The sequence below is a fragment of the Jutongia hominis genome (genome assembly GCF_014384965.1).
Classification (GTDB): Bacteria; Bacillota; Clostridia; order Lachnospirales; family Lachnospiraceae; genus Butyribacter; species Butyribacter hominis.
On the sequence record NZ_JACRSW010000001.1, the window covers coordinates 51276 to 69135 of the forward strand.

Sequence of the window (17860 nt, forward strand, 5' to 3'; positions counted from 1 at the left end):
AAGTGCAAAGCCAGCGCTTTGCACTCCAAGAATTGCTAAAGCAATTCTTGCTGGTGTACCGCTACTGTACGAGCAATTTCCTATTCCATAAAAAAGATCATAACAGCATTACCACTGTTATGATCTTTTTAATCGAAACTCTTCTGTTGGATCTGTTCATGATCGTTCATCCACTGATACAGTCTTTTATAAACTCGATCTCAATCTTGTTTTTGATCATCCATTGAAACGGTCTTTTATAAGCTCGATCTCAATCTTGTTTTTAATCATCCATTGATACGGTCTTTTATAAGCTGAATCTCGTTCTTGTTTATGATCGTCCGTCCATTTTTATCATTATGACAAGAGCAAAAATGAAAATCCACTATAAAGTTCCTTTTAAGCTTTTTTTACATGTTTGAGTAACTTTTTTTCTCATGATGTCTTTGCAAGTCATGTCTATTGATACTGTATTGCAAAAACAGTATCTACCGTATTAACTGCCTTCTTTCCAACCTTGAGTTTAACGGTTTTTCCTTTTGTAGAATACTTGTATTTCTTGCCATTGCTGATACAGGTTACTTTTTTCACTTTGTACTTTTTATAACGTGTCACCGCTAACTTACCGTTTTTAGGCCATTTATTAACATGAACATAGACCATCTTTCCCTTCCGGGTATATTTTCCCCAGGATGGTGTTTTCTTAAACGGACTTTTTACTGCTCCATAAATACTTTCGCTGTTTTTCTTCATCCATTTTGCAACACCTTTTAAAACGGTTTTACTCTTTGGCGTCATGCTTCCGTCACCTTTTGGTCCGATGTTTAATAAATAATTTCCATTTTTTGATACGACATCAACTAACTCTCTGACAATCGACTTAGAACTGCGATACCATTTCTCATTTGCTTTGGTATAGCCCCATGAATTATTCATAGTCTGACAGGTTTCCCATGGTCTTGTAAGATCTGCTGCCGGTACTGTCTGCTCCGGACACTCAAAATCACCAATTCCGAAATTACGACACACACGTTCATTGACAATAACAGATGACTTGATACTCTTTAAATAACGGTAAAGATCTTTTCCGTCTGCCTTTGTCCACCATTTTTCCAATGTCGGATTGCTCTTTCTTAATGTCCAGTCTCCGTCAAACCACATAATCTCAGGATCATATGTTGTCATTAATTCTTTTAACTGTGCTTTCATATCCTGAATATACGCTTTTCTTGCCTCCATCGAACGCATTTTTGTAAAATCACCGGAAATCGTCTGAGAAGAATGATTCCAGTCCAAAATAGAATAATACAATCCGAAATGAATTCCTGCTTTCTTACAGGCATTTTTTAACTCCATCAGAATATCGCGGCCGGATGCTCCAAATGGTGTGTATTGCTGTAAGCTGAACGTCTTTGTACCAGTATAATCCTTAAAACTTTCCACCTTTGTATCCCACAAGGCAAGTCCTTCATGGTGCTTTGCCGTGATTACAATATATTTCATGCCTGCTTTTTTAGCATAAGAAACGATTTCTTTTGCATTAAAGTTCTTTGGGTTAAATTTTGATGCGATCTCTTCCTGATATTTTTTCTTTGAGATCTTATCAACATTCATGATCCATTCACCTTTTCCATAGGATGAATATGCTCCCAAATGGATAAACATACCAAAACGGTCATTAGCCCACCATTTCAAGTTCGATGGAACCTGATATGCTTTTGTTACGGCAGGAGTGGAAAAAACACTTCCTGCCACGATCATAATACTCAATAAAAATGCCATTATTCTTTTCATATGAAACCTCTTTTTTGTAAATTTTCTGAAATAATCTTTTTTTGTAAGTTACTCTCTAACAGCGTTCAGGCAAAATAGAATCTACCAGATTTTTGTTCCCAAAGGGCAATGTTTTGTCTTGTCATAGGCACTTGCTTCTACATAATATCCGCTCTTTTGGCATACTCCAAGCCGAAGCCACTTGCAATCACGGCAAATCGAAAGTCTTTCCTCAAAAAGCTCTTTATTAGCTCTTTGTTGTACCGGAAGTCTCTCACGGTAAGCTGTCACCTGCTTTAGTGCAGCTTTTTGATCCAAATCACGAAGCAAACAACGGATACAGGGAATCTTATGCTTTGACATGAACACTCACCTTATAAACGCTGCATGGTCCGACTTCAATCGTCTTTGTCTTTCCTGACCATTGTTCTATCTTATCCTGATGCATAATACAATCCGGCTGTTCAAATGTATTGTGAGCATGTACCTCACCTGTCAGCTCAGTAATTGACGCTTCTCCTGCAAATTGCATCCCTTCTTCTAATTCGATCGCTATCTGTGCCGGATCTTTTAATGACGCATTTGACAATGTGATCGTTAAGATTTTTTCTCCATTTTTCTCCTGGATCGAGCAGGATTCTGACAGAGCAGGAACCCATACTTCCTCTGTTCCTGTCATTCCCGGAAGCATATGACTTTCTACCAGTGTGGCATTCTGATGATCACGATACATCCAGAACACTTCATATGTCGGTGTTTTAACAAGCTGATCTGCTTGCGTCAAAATCATTGCCTGTAATACATTGACTGCCTGTGCGATATTTGCCATGGCAATACGATCACTGTGTTTATTAAACAGATTCAGATTATATGCCGCAACGATCGCATCTCGCATTGTATTCTGCTGATATAAAAATCCCGGATTCATTCCCGGTTCTACATCATACCATGTTCCCCATTCATCAACGATCAGACTGATCTTATGATCGGGATCATACTTGTCCATAACCGCTAAATGTCCTTTTATGACCTCGTCCATTCTCATCGTTTGCTGTATTGTCTGATAATACTCTTTCTCATCAAACTCGGTTGCACTTCCTTTATGTCCCCAGTCTCCTGTCGGAAGTGTATAATAGTGCAGACTGATCCCCCTTGTGTGGCATCCATTGACACGTTTTAATAACTCTTTTGTCCATTCATAATCATCTGCACTCGGTCCACAAGCAATCTTATACAAATGATTGTCTCCATACTCCCGGCAAAATGTCTGGTATTTCTTATATTCATTGGCATAATAGTCTGCTGACATATTGCCACCACAGCCCCAGTTTTCATTTCCAATACCAAGATATTTGATCTTCCATGGTTCTTTGTGTCCGTTCTTTGCTCTGAGCTTTGCCATATCGGACTCGCCATCTGCTGTCAAATATTCCACCCAGTCTGCTGCCTCTGCAACCGTACCGCTTCCCATATTAACCGCAAGATACGGTTCGCATCCGATCTGCTCACACAGATCCATAAATTCGTGTGTACCAAAGCTGTTGTCTTCTACAACACCTCCCCAGTTAGAATTTACCATATGCCGGCGGTTTTCTTCCGGTCCGATTCCGTCTTTCCAATGATATTCGTCGGCAAAACATCCACCCGGCCAGCGAAGAACCGGTACTTTTAGTTCTTTCAAAGCTTCGACAACATCTGTACGGATTCCGTTTTTATTAGGAATATCGGAATCCTCACCAACGTAAATTCCCTCATAAATACAGCGTCCTAAATGCTCCGAAAACTGACCATAGATTTCCGGTGCAATATGGCTGCATTCCTTATTTGCATTAATTTTTAGTTTTGTCTGAATCATCTTTCTCCTCCTGTTTGTCTATAAAAAATTTTTAAGCACGAAGTGCAACAACCAAATATAAAAATTAGTATATCATAAATTCGCAGCACAAGAAAGCTCATTATATTAACAAAATTCATAAACTCCAAAATCCAAGCATGCACGCTTGGATTTTGGAGTTTATGAGCTTTTTGAGTGGTGTGACATCAGCTTACAAATAATCACGCCTATCAGTGTACTTACCGTCGTCGCAATCAATCCCGGCACAACAATCGCAACCGGATTGACACTTCCATACTGACTGCGATAAGCGATCATACTAACCGGTATAACCTGCAATGAAGAAATGTTGATCACCAAGAACGTGCACATTTCGTCAGAAGCCATCCGATACCATTTTGCCGGTGCATTCTGCCGTCGAAGTTTTTCTCTTTGCAAATCGGCTAACTCTTTCATCGCTTTTAGCCCCATTGGCGTTGCCGCCCAGCCCAATCCTAAGATATTAGCGATTATATTAGCTGCGATATATTCGTTTGCTTTATGTCCTTTTGGAATTGCAGGGAACAAGAAATGCAATACCGGATACAGTCCTTTTGTCATACGATCCATCAGCCCGGACTCTTTTGCGATCTCCATCACACCGGTCCACATTGCCATAATGCCAAGCATCGTGATCGACATAGTCACCGCATCTTTTGCACCATCAATCGAAGCATTACTGACCGCTTCTGCATTCCCTGTAACAATTCCATAACTGACACCGATAATGATCATCAAACCCCAAAGCCAATTTAACATAACATTCCTCTTTTTTCATGCCTTTTCCTATCTATTCTATTCTGTGTTCTGACACTTCATGCCAGCCATTTTCGATGTTCCATTTCTATTTCTTGTATTCATTCCAAAAAGAGGTTCCGATTATTGCGATCCGACTATCCCATCATGCCGTATTGCTTACTATCCGAGTGCAACATCAAGAATCATCATGATCAGAAAACCGACAACAAAGCCAAGTGTTCCCACATTTTCTTTCTCTCCTAAATGTGCCTCCGGGATCAGTTCTTCTACTACCACATAGATCATCGTACCGGCAGCAAATGCTAATAATAATGGCATTACCGATTGCACCATTCCGGCAATGATCGCAGCGATCACACCAAACAAAGGCTCTACAGCTGCCGATAATGTTCCATACAAAAAAGCTCTTTTCTTAGAAATTCCTTCTTTTAACAAAGGAAGTGCAACTGCCATGCCTTCCGGATAATTCTGAATACCGATACCAACTGCCAATGCGATCGCACCGGACATCAAATTCGCATCAGACGGATGACTTCCCGCTAACGCAAATGCCATGCCGACTGCCATTCCTTCCGGAATATTATGGATTGTGATTGCAAGAATCAGCATAAAGGTGCTTTTGCTAAGATTTTGCTCTTTTGTTCTAAGGCGGAATTTTTGCATCTTTTTGCGCATAAAATAATCTACAAATAAAAGAAGTAATACACCAAGTAAAAAACCGCCTGCAGCCACAAACCATCCAATTTGTTTTTGTGCCTGTGCCGCTTCAATTCCCGGTATCAGAAGTGACCAGATTGCTGCTGCGATCATCACGCCTCCAGCAAATCCCAAAAAGAGACATTGTACATTCTGTCTGATATTTTTTCGTACAAAAAAGACGCTGCATGCTCCTAATGAAGTCAACAAAAATGTGATCATTGTTGCAACCATTGCATAAAGAACCGGCATGACCGCTCCTGCCATATAAACAGATTCCGTAAAATGCATTTTAGAAAAAAGGTATACTCCGTCCATATAAGACCCCTTATCTATGCAAAAGATATATTCTCTATTACTATATTACAATAAAAAAATCAGGTGACTGCATCTTCAGCCACCTGATATTAAAATTCTACCTCATCCTATTATACCATGTTCATTTTAAAATTCCGGTTCGATCAATCCAAAAGTATGGTCTTTTCTCTTATAAACCACATTGACTTCATCTGAGATCGCATTACGGAATACATAAAAATCATGACCTAACAATTCCATCTGTACGCAAGCTTCTTCCGGATCCATCGGCTTCATGGCGAATCTCTTAGAACGGATGATCTTAATCTCGTCATCATCTTCGATCTCTTCTTCCACAAAAGCTTTGCTCAGACTCGCTGCTGCCTGCTGTCTGTCCACAATTTTATTTTTATATTTTCGTAACTGGCGTTCAATGATCTCTTCTACCAAATCAATAGATACATACATATCATCACTTGTCTGCTCAGCACGAACAATATTTCCTTTCATTGGAATCGTAATCTCTATTTTTTGTCTTTCCTTTTCTACACTCAATGTAACATGTACTTCAGTGTCCGGAGTAAAATACCTTTCTAGCTTTCCAATCTTCTCATGGATTGCTGATTTGAGTCCTTCTGTAACATCAATATTTCTTCCACTGATAATATACTGCATGGTTACCACTCCTTTGCTTTTTTCTGATTCTATTATACCCTACTCGTCTTATAAAAGCAAGGAGAAAAACAGCTTTTTTTGTGCAAAATATCTCAATATACCTTGCAACGCATGATTTTTTAGTAAATTTTCACCAATCCATCTTTGAAATCAGCCTTATACAGCAATTTGCCAGCGGTATCTTCCTTGCATTGTGCTGTTGAAAAAATTTCATCCGTTCACTCAGCGGATCCACGCTAAAATTACACCCGGCATTCTGATGAATTCCACACAAAGACAATACAACTTTCGAAATATTCTGTCATATTTCGACAATATAGTTATACGCATTTTACCGTATTATGATTACGCACAAAATTGTTAATAATGTGGAAAACTTCGTTAATAACTGTATTTTTTGCCTCTTATTCATCAATAACAATGTGCAAAACTCCAAAATTATCAACATTTTTCAGCAAAATCCATGTTTTTGTCTAAAAGTTATGCACATCATTGCGAATAACTTGTGGACGAATTTTCAGTCATATTACTAAATTGTCTGATATTTTGTACAATTTCTTTTTCGTCAAATAAATCTTTTTCTACCTGTAAAAAGTATATGAGACGATATTGTTTTTATTTCTATCTATATGCCGGCAAATATTCCAGAACGAAAAAAAAGAGGTTTTCTTTCGAAAACCTCTCATCCTTTATGTATGTGCTATCCGATTACTTTCTTAACAGCTTCCAGTACACGATCTGCCTGAAATGGTTTAACAATGAAATCTTTCGCACCATTCTGAATTGCTTCAATAACCATTGCCTGCTGTCCCATTGCAGAACACATAATGATATTTGCTCCGGCATCGATTTCTTTGATCTTTTTCAATGCCTGAATACCATCCATCTCTGGCATAGTAATATCAAGTGTAATCAAATCAGGCTTTAATTCTGAATACTTCTGAACCGCAACAACACCATTCTCAGCTTCACCTACAACATTATAGCCACCTTTTGTAAGAATGTCCTTTACCATCATACGCATAAATGCAGCATCATCAACAATTAAAATATTATTTCCCATAGTTTTTCTCCCTTGCAATATTATTATAAATATTTCCTTGTCAAAAATAGTAATCCGATCATCTGACCAGACATATTATTATATCCAAGCAGAAAAAAGTACATTTACAATTCTTAGGATATTATATCTCTATGCCTATCTTTTGTCAAGAAAAATCAGCAGTTACTGAGTATTAAACAATCACTTTGTTTGTCTGTGTCTCTCTATTCAAATGACAAACCTTTTAATAAGAATCATTTTTCCATCCCGTATTCCATAACCTATTTTTTTTCAACTCCACATATTCTGCATATGCCTGTTCTAAAATCTGCTTTTCGTTAGAAAACTTTAACAAATGATATGCCTCATGGAACTTATAAAAACCGGAATCGCGAAAATATTCTTCTTTTTGCGGTTTGCTAAAATAACTGTCTGTATTCATCAAATACCAATGAACATCCTTTACAACCGTTTCTTTTGGTGTATTAAAGGTATATTGGCTTTTCCCAACATATTTTACAATATGTGCTACAGAGCTTGTCTCTTCTTTAACTTCACGCAAAGCCGTTTCGTGATATTCCTCGCCTTCCTCTACAGTACCTTTGGGTAACACCCATCCTTCATAACGATTTTTATAGTTTTTATATAACAATAATATCTTTCCTCTAAAAATCACTACACCACCACAGCTTGTCGCCTTAACCATTGTTATTCCTCCTCGGTAGGTGTCTTTCTAAATAGTATACCCTTTTTTGACATTGTTTGCAAATTTAATCTCCCAGATAACATTGCAGCATTTTCTTCGTTACAGGTACTGCATACCGACTGCCTGTTCCCGCACCTTCCACAACAACACTGATTGCAATCTTAGGATTGTCAGCCGGAGCATAGCCAATAAACCAGGAATGTGTCGTGCCTTCTGAATCTGCTTCTGCTGATCCGGTCTTTCCTGCAACCTCATAAGAAAATGACTTTAATGAATAACCGGTACCACTTGTGACCACTGATTTCATCATATCATTCATCTTTTGGGCAACCCATTCATCAACGACTTGTCCTTTTTCTTTCGGATCATAGCTTTTAACAACCTGACCGCTGTCACTTTCTACATGATCGACAACATATGGCAGCATCATTTTTCCGTCATTGGCGATCGTGGCAGCAATCAATGCATTTTGAAGCGGTGTTACTAACGTCTTTCCCTGACCAATCGCTGTCTGCGTCAACTCTCCGTTATCAGAGTGTTTATTTAATACAAATTTACTTTGATTATATTCAAAATCCGCATCTAATGCTTTATTATAACCGAACTTTTCGGCTAACTTATGAAAGCGATCCAGATCCAGCTCGGTTCCTAATGTTGCAAATGCACCATTACAAGATTCTGCTAATGCGTTTTTTAACGAAAGGATTCCATGACGTTCATTATCATAACAATGGATCACATGACCGGCTACGGTATCCGTTCCTTTACAACGGTAATTAAAATCCCTGTATGTCTGCGGATTTTCTATCATATATTCCATTGCCGTCAGAACTTTAAATGTTGATCCCGGCGGATATAATCCCTGTGTTGCACGATTGACTAACTTCGAATCATCATTCGAATCTTTGATCAGACTGCTCCAGTTTTTTGCAACGGTGTTTGGATCATATGAAGGTTTTGAGACCATTGCAAGCACTTTTCCGGTAGACGGCTCGATCGCTACAACAGCACCTTTATGATTCCCCAGTGCCTGATATGCGATTGTCTGTAATTTGGCATCTAATGTCGTGAACACACTGTCTCCGGGATTTTTCTCACCTTTTAATGTGTTTGTAAGCTGCCGCAGTGGATTGACATGCGATGTCAGCAAAGGATAACATTGCTGCTTTTCAATGCCTGTCATACTGTTTGAAATTCTGCCGACAACCGGTGCAAAGATCTCATCATACGGGTAGATCCTTGTATCCTTTCCCGTACTGTCTGTCTTTGTCTTCGCAAGCACTTTTCCGTCTTTGGAACGTATCTCGCCACGTTGCACTTTTTTTGCAAGCACTTCCTGTCGTTTATTATATGGATTGTTGATCACTTTATCGCTTTTTACTGCCATAAAATAACCAAGATATCCTGCCATTCCAAGAAAGACAGCAACCATACAATATGTCAGGGCCAAAATCTGTGCATTTCCTTTTTTATTTTCTTTTTCCTCACCCCGACCTGCCTGTCTGCTATTTTGCTTTCTTCGTTCAGGCTGTTCCTTTCTTGCTTTCCTTTTTTGCATCTGCAAGTTTTTATCTCTTTCTGACTCTTCTCTTTGATGCATCTGTCTCCTGCTGTGTCTCAAGCGACTCCTCCTCCTTGCAATTTAAAACATACATTCCCTGAATGATACAAAATAAAATAATGGTACTAATCACGGAACTTCCTCCATAACTGACTAAAGGAAGTGTAACACCGGTAGACGGAATAAACTTTGTAACGCCTCCGATCGTTAAAAAGACCTGAAAAACATATTCCATTGCCAGCCCCAGAGATGTTAATTTATAAAATCTTCTTTTTATTTTTAATGCTATATTAACAAACATAATAAAACAGCTGATCTCTACTAAAATCAGGCAAATAGCAAAAAATGCACCTAATTCTTCGCTGATCGCAGAAAAAATAAAATCTGTCTCGGCTACCGGTATTTTATTTGGCATTCCCTCTCCAAGTCCCATACCAAACCAGCCGCCGGTACCGATTGCAAAAAGGGACTGTGCAACCTGATATCCTGCATCATTGATCGTTCCCCATGGATCACGCCATGCTGTCACTCTGGTCTGTACATGTGTAAACAAATGATATGCGACAACTGCCGCAGCCGAACCGCCAAACAGACCAAGTCCCAGATAACCGATATTACGGCTTGCTACATATAAGATACTTAAAAATGTAATATAATAGATCAATGCAGCTCCAAGATCCTTTTCTGCAACAAGGATCAAAACATGCACGCCTGCTAAAACAGCCACTTTTACGACATCTTTCCATTGCGTTGACTTTGATAGCAATGCCGCGACAAAGAATACATAGATGATCTTGACAAACTCGGACGGCTGCATCGCAAAGCCACCGATCACGATCCAGTTCTTTGCTCCATAGATTGTTTTACCAATCACAAAAACCAAGGCTAACATCAAAATTCCGATTACCGCATAGACAAGTCCAAAGCGGTCAAAATAAGAAAAACGTTCAATCAGAAGCGGAATAAACAATCCGATCAGACAGATTGCTGCCGCAAAAATCATCTGCCGTATCAAATGATCCCTGTTCAGTCTCCCGATCATCACAAAGCCAATCATCAAAAGCATTAACATATTATTTAAAACCATTTTTGATGCGTTTTCATAAACATAAATATAGGCTTTATTAACAAAGATCAAAAGAGCAAGCTGTGCTAAGTATAATCCAAGGATAGTAACATCAAGGCTGTTGAGAAAAAGTACTGCTGTACAGATAAAATGAATTGTATACATGATCTTATTCTGTCGACGATAGACTTTGTCTTTTTTCTCTGTATTGTTCCCCACAAACACAGAAAAGCAATGCCATGTATAGATAGCAAACAATATGATAATGATATATTTCGATGTTTCTACAAGGATAGAATGCAACAGTCCTATAAAATCCATATGCCCAAAAATTGCGATCAGCTTCTGGGCAGCTCCATTTTTATCCATGCTTCCTTCCTTTCTGTTTTACTCTATTCCAAGATCAAAATGCCCACGCTGTGTCTTGCATGGCATATTTCCCTGTAAGATCCGTTCTACTAGTGATGCACTTTCTGTTGTAAAAGAATAACGGATACTTCCGGCTATCGTTGTGCTTTGATCGGCAATCTCTTCTAAATACAACGGAATGTCCTGATAAATAATATTATAACAATATCTACAGTAGTTTACACAAACAAAACGACGTTTTTTCTGATCTTCAAAAACGATCTGCTTGTGCCATTCTTTTGGATCCTGACAAACACACACCTTTTGGTTTGCCTGTATGCATTGTGCCGAAACCATCAAAGGAATCTTACCATATACCGGTATTTCCATTGGTTCATAATTCTGAAAGGCTTCTAATTCTCTTTTGGTTGCTTCAAGTGATGTGCTAAACAATGTCACATTCTGCTCTTTCCAAAAACGCTGTGCTTCTTCATTCATCACATACATATTGTGATCAAGCCGTATCCGAAGCTTTTCTTTTGGAATATATTTTGTTAGAAATGCAAACGATTCCGTGTTGCGGATCAGATAACCATCCCATATATCTTCGATCAAAGGAATATCTTTTTGCCCGTAAGCATTCTCTCTGATTATTTGAATTTTATGTTCAAAACGATCCCATATTGCATGACGGAAGATCACAGGCATTGCAAGCCAGACTTCTTTTTGCTTTTCTTTTGCAAGATGATATGCCTGTGACAGCTCTTTTTCAGTCATGACTGCCGTTTCGAAATAGATCCGGTCAACTTTCGGATTGGCACATACCGCTGCCGCCTGTTCAAAAGTTGTTACAGACGTGGCAATTTGAGGTTTAAGGCTTTCCTTTGATACAGCATGTCCTTTTTGATCATCCTTTTCCCTATTATTTATATCTTCGGATATTACAGTGTCTTTTCCCATGTTATCCATGTTTTCGGACATTACAATGTCTTTTCCCATGTTATCCATGTCTTCAAACATTACAGTGTCTTTTCCCATATTATCCATGTCTTCGGACATTACAATGTCTTTTCCCATGTTATCCATGTCTTCAGGCGTTACAGTATCCTCTCGCCAAAATTGTGCTAAGAACTGTTTGCGCACCTGTTCAAAAGCATCTCTTCTTAGCTGCTTAATCGCACCTACCGGTAAAAAAACATTTTCTTCTGCTTCTATAGAAAGCTTTTCAAAATAAAACGGACTGTTTCCTGTCTTTTGCAATATCTTACGAATATCCGATTCATCGATTGCTCTTTTTTTCGCTTTCTGACAGATTTCTCCCTGACAACAGATTGTCTGCCCTTTCAAAGTGACGGTTAAGGACAGAGGCTGTCCTTTTTGGGCAACACAGTGTCCCTGCACACTGACCTGTTCGTTTGTCCTTAAATAATCCTGTACGATTTTTTCTAACAATACCGCATTTTTCGTACGGTATACCTGATCTCCTATACGAATCTCAGAACCCTTTTTATAACGTGCTGTCACTAGTGTACCTGCCGGTACATCTTCTCCTAATGTATATTCATAAGACGGTGTCAGCGAATGATTCCGAAACTCTACAACGTCCTGTGCATGGATCGTTTTTTGCACTTTATAGATTACTTCTTTTGGATTAACTTTTTGAACGGTTCCGACTAGCACGCCACCATGTTTCGGACGTTTCGAAGCTAACATCGTTCCTTTTTGTCCCGGATGTCTCTGCGCACTGTCACCTGCCTGTCCGGTCAGATATCCCTGCGTAAAGCCTTCCCGGTTATAAAGATCGGAAAGATTTTGTAAATCTTCTTCCCATTCTTTTTGATTTTTCTTAATATAATCCCGATACTTTTCTTTTCCGAGTGCAAAATAAAGATCTACGTATTTGCGATACATGGAAGTAACAAATGCAGTGTACTCTGTTCTTTTCATTCTTCCTTCAATCTTAAAAGAATCAATTCCGGCTTCGATCATTTCTGCAAGATACGGAAGGTTACAAAGTTCTTTCGGACTTAACAGATAAGCATCTTCTGACCGATTCTGCTCTGCCATATGATATGGCAGACGGCATGGCTGGGCACATCTTCCACGGTTTCCGCTTCGTCCGCCAAGCATGCTGCTAAAAAGACATTGACCGGAATAACAATAGCATAGCGCACCATGCACAAAAACTTCCAATTCCATAGAAGTTTCCCTACGCATCGTACAAAGCTCCCGTAAAGTCAATTCTCTTGCCGGAACAATACGGTTGACATGATATTTTTCAAGAAATTCTTTTCCTTTTCCCATGGTCAATGTCATCTGTGTGCTGGCATGGATCGCAAGTTTCGGAAAATGGCGGCTGATAAAACGTAACACGCCCATATCCTGTACGATCACGGCATCCAGTCCCGCTTCATAATAAGGACGCAGATATGAAAAAAGTGCTTCTTTGATCTCACGATCTTTTAACACCGTATTGACTGTCATATAAAGTTTGACATCATGCAAATGACAATATGCGATCGCTTCTAACATTTCATCCTGATCCAGGTTGTTGGCAAATGCTCTGGCTCCAAATCGGTTTCCACCAATATAAACAGCATTGCAGCCTGCTGCGATCGCTGCCTTTAATCCCTCCATTGATCCTGCCGGTGCAAGAATTTCCGGTTTTGCTCTTTTTGTCATAATATATCCTCACCTGTTAAAAAAGGCCGTGTATCACACACAGCCTTTCTTTTTTCTTACTTTTTATACCCTACTGTATTGCTTTTGGAAATGCTGCTATTTAATGCATTTCCTGTGGAAGTCTTTTCCTCTGTTTCTTTCGGATCCGTCTGACTGTCGTCTTGGGAATCCTCTGCGTTCTCTTTGGAACTGCTTTGTGCTTTTGTCTCTAACTGAATCAACTTACGTTCGAGCTCTCTTTTTTCTTCTTTCAGGCTTTTATTTTTCTTTTCCTGCTTCTCTAAACGGCTTTTCAGATCAATCATATCATGTTTCATATGAAAAATCTCTTTTTCAAGATCTTCGTTATCTTTTTGTAAATTAACAACAACATCCTGTGCTTTATAATAATCATCGGACAGATTGATCGCTAACAAGATATTTTTCATTTCCTGATCTAACTTTGGAAAAGAATCACTTTTCTTAAATTCATCATATTTTGAATTGATATGCGTCGCAATTTTCTGCATGTATTCGCTGCTCTCATAGCCGCTGATAATATATGTTCTTCCATTAATGATCACTTCAACATCATTTTTTGTATTCATAACCTGATCCATCCCCTTTTGTGCAGACTATTCTTCTCCTTCGTCCTCATAATCTTCTTCGTAAGGCTCTTCCTGTGGCTGTTGCGATTCTGTTTCCGGCTGTGGTTCATTTGCCTGAAGAAGCTCTGCTTTGTTCTTACGGATGATCTCAAGATATCCACTCAAAGCAGTTTCTAAGGCTTTGGAATTATTCAAGGTGCTTTCATATGCTTTTGCAATGACTTTTTCTGCCATATCCATCATATCTGTTGTATAATAAATCGCACCACTTCCCATCTCATCTGCTTGCTTTCTGGCATTGGCAATGATACGTTCTGCTTCTTCATTTGCATTGGCAACAGTAATTTCTGCCTGCTGGTATGCTTCCTGCATAATGTTATGTTCTTCAACAAGTGCACTATACTGTTCCTGTGCATCTGCTAAAATATCTGCTGCCTTCTTTTCGGCATCCTCTAAAATAGCATCCCTCTGGCTTAGCATCTTGCGATAACGCTTGATCTCTTCCGGTGCATCGCGTCGAAGATCATCTAAAAGATCATACAGATCATTCTTTGGAACGATTACTTTTGTGGAAGAAAAACTTTGCATCTTACAGCTCTCTACAAAACCGTAAATGTCTTCTATCTTCTGTTCAATTCTGCTTTCCTGCATATGTACCTCCCCATTTGCTATTTACTCTTTTTTGTTTGTAATTTGTCAAATACGAAATCAGGTACCATCCTTTTGATATCGCCACCAAAACGATAGATCTCCTTTACTCCACTCGAACTGATATAAGAATACTCCGGAAGTGTTGCCAGAAAAATCGTATCTGCATTTGTATTCATTTTGTAATTTGCCTGTGCAAGTGGCAGTTCGTAAGAAAAATCCTGCGCACTTCTAAGTCCACGCACAATCACATCTGCATTCTTTTCTTCTACAAAATCAACCAAAAGACCTTCAAAAGATGTTATCTCTATGTTCGGAATTTCTTTTGTCAGCTCCTTTAGCATCTCTACTCTTTCTTCTAAAGAAAACAAAGGCACCTTCCCGATATTAACTAAAACACCTACTATCAGCTTATCAAACATTGCCGCACTTCTTTTTATCAAGTCTAAATGTCCATTCGTCACGGGATCGAAACTTCCCGGAAAAACTGCTGTTTTCATTCTTCTCCTCATCTGCTTGTCTTTATGCATCGCTTTCTTTTGTCACACGCAAAAAAACATGACGGTTTGTCTTATATTCTTTAACCCGTTCCATATCACAATCAAAATTTTCCATATATGAGATATCTGTATCTTTTGCTGTCTCTACAATAATCTGCGTTCCTTCCCGTACCAGAGAGGATTCTAACAGATACGGTATGATCTTTTCTTCGAATCCCTTACGGTAAGGCGGATCCATAAAAATAATATCAAACGGACGGTTCAACGTTTCTAACCGACGTAATGCCTGCATAACATCCATCGCCATAACCTGTGACTGATCCAAAAAGCCGGTTGCTTTTAAATTCTGCTTGATACAGCTTACGGCTTCTTTTCCATTTTCCACAAAAACAGCCTCTTTTGCACCTCTGCTCAGAGCTTCAATCCCGATACCGCCGCTACCGCTAAACAGATCCAAAAAGCGAATATCATACAAATCGGATTGTAATATATTAAATAATGTTTCCTTAATTCTGTCCGTTGTTGGTCTGGTGCCATCTCCGGATGGGCATACCAGATTTCTTCTTCTTGCAATACCTGCAATTACTCTCATATGCACCTCACCATCATTTCTTCAAATACAAAGTTCATTGTAACACATTCCTATAGTACGGTCAAACAACGACATCTTCTTTTTTCAATGTGATCAGATCCTCCTTTTGCGGATTTTCCATTTTTACTAAACGGTTTGCCTGATTCATCACAATCTTCTCAAAGAAGTTACGGATTCCTCGGGCATTTCCAAACTCTGCCCATTCCTGTCCTTTTTTATGATAAAGAATGTTCAATACACGTTTCTTGGCAGATTCTTCTATCTTAAGTCCGGCATCTTTTGTCATAACTTCTAAAATTTCTACAAGTTCTTTCTTCGTATAATCCCTAAACTCAATGAATTTGTTAAAACGTGATATCAGACCCGTGTTACTTTTTAGAAATGTCTTCATTTCCTCTGTATAACCTGCAACGATAACAATTAAGTTATCACGGTGATCTTCCATTAATTTTACTAAAGCATCGATCGCTTCGCTCCCAAAATCATTTGGTACATCAGGATTAACTAATGAATAGGCTTCATCAATAAATAAAATACCTCCTAATGCCTGTTCCACAATATCATGTACTTTCATTGCTGTCTGACCGACATAACCTGCAACAAGACCGGAACGATCTGTCTCGATCACTTTTCCATCCGAAAGGATACCAAGTTCTTTATAGATCTTTGCGACCAGTCTGGCTACTGTTGTCTTGCCGGTTCCCGGACTGCCTGTAAAGACCATATGATAGGACATGTCCATTTCAGGAATATTCATCTGGCTTCGTAATTTTCGAATCTTGATCAAATTGATCAAAGACTGGATCTCTTCTTTGACATTAGCAAGCCCCACCAAACTATTTAATTCATCCAAAAGCTCCTGAATCCTCTTTTCATGTGCTTCTTTTTCTCTTTGCTCGCGCTCCTGGATTCGCTTCTTTACCTGTAAAAACTGCTCTTTTGCCTGGGCAGAGATTTCTAATTCTTCTTTTTCGCTAAGTTCCTGCTCTCTTTTTTCTCGTTCTTCTTTCGAAAGCTGCGAAATATCCAACGTCTGATCGCTGTTGCTGTCTTCTGAAAGCAGCTTTTCATCATTTGTGTGATCTGTCTGATCCGACTGCGTATTCTCTTGTTCTTGTAAGTCTTTTACAGTCTGCTGTCTGTTTTCTTTTTTAGAATGTTTCTCACTCTCTTGTATCTTTTTCTTTTCTTCTGTATGTAACGCATCTTCCGGCAGCATTTCTATCGGACGTTCTATCTTAGCAACTGCAAGCGGTCCTGCCATAGCCGATCTTTTCTTTTTGCGTTCTTCAATGTTTTGCTTAATACAGCAGCCGATCTCATCTCCGCTGATCTTTCCAAAAATATAGCGAAAATGTTCATCCTGCGTTTTATCATTCACATAATAACTGATCTTATTGTAATATTTCTGGATAAATTCATTGATCTTAGCATCTTTACCTGTATTCAGATATGCCATACATAAAAGGATATTTAACAATCCATCTAAGAAATATTCGGTAATGTCTGCTCCTTTTTCTTTGTCATACAGACTACATAACTGAATCAGGATCGGAGGCATATGATACATTTTTTCTGTATCGTTCTTTAACTCTTCATCAATCGTGATCTGCGATGAGATTGCAAAAGGGTTGCTGATCGGAACTGTCTGAATAAAAGTCAGCTGGCTGTCTAATACATTTCCACAATGAATTGCAAGATTCATCAGTACTGACTGCACATACATATCAAGCACCTCTGTACTTGACTGCTGCATGACCTGCCTTGCTTTATCCCAAAATCCGGATGTCTCTAATGTCTGACAATATAATGCCAGTTTATCATAATTTTCTTTTCCAAGTTCAAAAAGCTGTTCATCCGTATAAATTCCGGCTGTCATCCAGACACCTCCCTTCTTTTTTATGTACTCTCGGTAAGAAGATTCCGAGAGTACATTTTTCACGATCTGTCTGCACACTCATAGCTATCATATCACATTTTGTATTATTTTTTAATCTTTTTTATGTGATATCTCTGTGTTTTTATGCTATAACCACAAAAATCCCCTTTTTTACTCTCTCAAAAATATACTGTCCG

At 38.8% G+C, this 17860-nt stretch carries 16 protein-coding genes; all 16 read right to left on the reverse strand.

Annotated elements, in window-relative coordinates:
* Positions 1-438: 438 nt before the first annotated feature.
* Positions 439-1773 carry an alpha-L-fucosidase gene (locus H8700_RS00270; protein ID WP_249302104.1) on the reverse strand — a complete coding sequence of 445 codons (1335 nt, stop codon included), beginning with the start codon at positions 1771-1773 and terminating at the stop codon, positions 439-441.
* A gap of 81 nt (positions 1774-1854) precedes the next feature.
* The gene (locus H8700_RS00275) at positions 1855-2115 is read right to left on the reverse strand and encodes a DUF6171 family protein (protein WP_249302106.1); all 261 of its coding nucleotides are present in this window, start codon (positions 2113-2115) and stop codon (positions 1855-1857) included.
* Entirely contained in the window at positions 2102-3607 is a 1506-nt protein-coding gene (locus H8700_RS00280; RefSeq protein ID WP_249302108.1) for an alpha-N-arabinofuranosidase, read from the reverse strand. The genes H8700_RS00275 and H8700_RS00280 overlap by 14 nt, the downstream gene beginning before the upstream one ends.
* 159 nt (positions 3608-3766) lie before the next feature.
* Positions 3767-4384, reverse strand: a complete 618-nt coding sequence (locus H8700_RS00285) for a nucleoside recognition protein (protein WP_249302110.1) — start codon at positions 4382-4384, stop codon at positions 3767-3769.
* A gap of 159 nt (positions 4385-4543) precedes the next feature.
* Complete coding sequence (locus tag H8700_RS00290) at positions 4544-5398, reverse strand: ZIP family metal transporter (RefSeq protein ID WP_330606251.1); 855 nt, start codon at positions 5396-5398, stop codon at positions 4544-4546.
* Between the two features lie 126 nt (positions 5399-5524).
* Positions 5525-6052: a ribosome hibernation-promoting factor, HPF/YfiA family gene (gene hpf, locus H8700_RS00295; RefSeq protein ID WP_022142286.1), complete on the reverse strand. Its 528-nt coding sequence runs from the start codon at positions 6050-6052 to the stop codon at positions 5525-5527.
* Positions 6053-6752: 700 nt separating this feature from the next.
* On the reverse strand, positions 6753-7115 hold the full coding sequence (locus H8700_RS00300; protein ID WP_249302112.1) for a response regulator: 363 nt from the start codon (positions 7113-7115) through the stop codon (positions 6753-6755).
* 223 nt (positions 7116-7338) lie between these two features.
* Positions 7339-7800, reverse strand: a complete 462-nt coding sequence (locus H8700_RS00305; RefSeq protein WP_022142288.1) for an NUDIX hydrolase — start codon at positions 7798-7800, stop codon at positions 7339-7341.
* Between the two features lie 64 nt (positions 7801-7864).
* Entirely contained in the window at positions 7865-9400 is a 1536-nt protein-coding gene (locus H8700_RS00310) for a peptidoglycan D,D-transpeptidase FtsI family protein (protein WP_249302118.1), read from the reverse strand.
* Complete coding sequence (locus H8700_RS00315; RefSeq protein WP_249302120.1) at positions 9369-10796, reverse strand: FtsW/RodA/SpoVE family cell cycle protein; 1428 nt, start codon at positions 10794-10796, stop codon at positions 9369-9371. The genes H8700_RS00310 and H8700_RS00315 overlap by 32 nt, the downstream gene beginning before the upstream one ends.
* 18 nt (positions 10797-10814) lie before the next feature.
* Complete coding sequence (locus H8700_RS00320; RefSeq protein WP_249302122.1) at positions 10815-13457, reverse strand: peptidase U32 family protein; 2643 nt, start codon at positions 13455-13457, stop codon at positions 10815-10817.
* A 56-nt stretch (positions 13458-13513) separates the two neighbouring features.
* Positions 13514-14044: a cell division protein ZapA gene (locus tag H8700_RS00325; RefSeq protein WP_249302124.1), complete on the reverse strand. Its 531-nt coding sequence runs from the start codon at positions 14042-14044 to the stop codon at positions 13514-13516.
* A gap of 27 nt (positions 14045-14071) precedes the next feature.
* Positions 14072-14695: a F0F1 ATP synthase subunit B family protein gene (locus H8700_RS00330; RefSeq protein ID WP_022142292.1), complete on the reverse strand. Its 624-nt coding sequence runs from the start codon at positions 14693-14695 to the stop codon at positions 14072-14074.
* A 17-nt stretch (positions 14696-14712) separates the two neighbouring features.
* Positions 14713-15192, reverse strand: coding sequence for a pantetheine-phosphate adenylyltransferase (coaD, locus tag H8700_RS00335; RefSeq protein WP_022142293.1), 480 nt, complete (start codon positions 15190-15192; stop codon positions 14713-14715).
* A 22-nt stretch (positions 15193-15214) separates the two neighbouring features.
* Positions 15215-15784 carry a 16S rRNA (guanine(966)-N(2))-methyltransferase RsmD gene (gene rsmD, locus H8700_RS00340; protein WP_022142294.1) on the reverse strand — a complete coding sequence of 190 codons (570 nt, stop codon included), beginning with the start codon at positions 15782-15784 and terminating at the stop codon, positions 15215-15217.
* Between the two features lie 61 nt (positions 15785-15845).
* A complete protein-coding gene (locus H8700_RS00345; protein WP_249302126.1) occupies positions 15846-17663 on the reverse strand; it encodes an AAA family ATPase in 1818 nt (605 codons plus the stop codon).
* Positions 17664-17860: the final 197 nt, after the last annotated feature.

What these genes read in the sequence shown, in the direction of transcription:
- H8700_RS00270 (WP_249302104.1), bottom strand. Translation starts at nt 1,773, where the DNA reads ATGAAAAGAATAATGGCATTTTTATTGAGTATTATGATCGTGGCAGGA.
- H8700_RS00275 (WP_249302106.1), bottom strand. Translation starts at nt 2,115, where the DNA reads ATGTCAAAGCATAAGATTCCCTGTATCCGTTGTTTGCTTCGTGATTTG.
- H8700_RS00280 (WP_249302108.1), bottom strand. Translation starts at nt 3,607, where the DNA reads ATGATTCAGACAAAACTAAAAATTAATGCAAATAAGGAATGCAGCCAT.
- H8700_RS00285 (WP_249302110.1), bottom strand. Translation starts at nt 4,384, where the DNA reads ATGTTAAATTGGCTTTGGGGTTTGATGATCATTATCGGTGTCAGTTAT.
- H8700_RS00290 (WP_330606251.1), bottom strand. Translation starts at nt 5,398, where the DNA reads ATGGACGGAGTATACCTTTTTTCTAAAATGCATTTTACGGAATCTGTT.
- hpf (WP_022142286.1), bottom strand. Translation starts at nt 6,052, where the DNA reads ATGCAGTATATTATCAGTGGAAGAAATATTGATGTTACAGAAGGACTC.
- H8700_RS00300 (WP_249302112.1), bottom strand. Translation starts at nt 7,115, where the DNA reads ATGGGAAATAATATTTTAATTGTTGATGATGCTGCATTTATGCGTATG.
- H8700_RS00305 (WP_022142288.1), bottom strand. Translation starts at nt 7,800, where the DNA reads ATGGTTAAGGCGACAAGCTGTGGTGGTGTAGTGATTTTTAGAGGAAAG.
- H8700_RS00310 (WP_249302118.1), bottom strand. Translation starts at nt 9,400, where the DNA reads ATGCATCAAAGAGAAGAGTCAGAAAGAGATAAAAACTTGCAGATGCAA.
- H8700_RS00315 (WP_249302120.1), bottom strand. Translation starts at nt 10,796, where the DNA reads ATGGATAAAAATGGAGCTGCCCAGAAGCTGATCGCAATTTTTGGGCAT.
- H8700_RS00320 (WP_249302122.1), bottom strand. Translation starts at nt 13,457, where the DNA reads ATGACAAAAAGAGCAAAACCGGAAATTCTTGCACCGGCAGGATCAATG.
- H8700_RS00325 (WP_249302124.1), bottom strand. Translation starts at nt 14,044, where the DNA reads ATGAATACAAAAAATGATGTTGAAGTGATCATTAATGGAAGAACATAT.
- H8700_RS00330 (WP_022142292.1), bottom strand. Translation starts at nt 14,695, where the DNA reads ATGCAGGAAAGCAGAATTGAACAGAAGATAGAAGACATTTACGGTTTT.
- coaD (WP_022142293.1), bottom strand. Translation starts at nt 15,192, where the DNA reads ATGAAAACAGCAGTTTTTCCGGGAAGTTTCGATCCCGTGACGAATGGA.
- rsmD (WP_022142294.1), bottom strand. Translation starts at nt 15,784, where the DNA reads ATGAGAGTAATTGCAGGTATTGCAAGAAGAAGAAATCTGGTATGCCCA.
- H8700_RS00345 (WP_249302126.1), bottom strand. Translation starts at nt 17,663, where the DNA reads ATGACAGCCGGAATTTATACGGATGAACAGCTTTTTGAACTTGGAAAA.